The following is a 551-nucleotide window of genomic DNA, read 5'->3' on the forward strand; positions in this document are numbered from 1 at the left end:
GTGACCGGGCCGCTGGGCGCCCCCGTCACGGCGGCCTTCGCGCTGCGGGACGGTACCGCCGTGGTGGAGATGGCCGAGGCCTCCGGACTGCAACTGCTGCCGCCCGGCACCTTCGCGCCGCTCACCGCGACCACCCGCGGCACCGGCGAACTGCTGCTGGAGGCAGCGGCGCAGGGCGCCCGCACGATCGTGCTGGGCGTCGGCGGCTCCGCGACGACGGACGGCGGTGCGGGCATGCTCACCGCGCTCGGCGCCCGCCTCCTGGACGCCGACGGCTACGACGTCGGGCCGGGCGGCGGAGGGCTGCGCGACCTCGCCGAGGCCGACCTGTCCCGCCTCGACCCGCGCCTCACGGACCTGGAGATCGTGCTGGCCAGCGACGTGGACAACCCGCTGACCGGCCCGAAGGGCGCCGCGGCGGTCTACGGCCCGCAGAAGGGCGCCTCCGCCGAGGACGTGGCCACTCTGGACGCCGCGCTCGGTCACTTCGCCCGCGTCCTGGAGCGCGCGGTCGGCCCCCGGGCCGCCGAGTGCGCCCAGGCGCCCGGCGC

General features: G+C 78.4%; 1 protein-coding gene. It reads left to right on the top strand.

What is annotated here, in order from left to right; translation table 11 throughout:
* A partial coding sequence (locus tag ACYVE9_RS30430) for a glycerate kinase (protein WP_461031072.1) occupies positions 1 to 551 on the top strand: 551 nt, incomplete at both ends.

The sequence above is a fragment of the Streptomyces sparsus genome, from assembly GCF_054776295.1.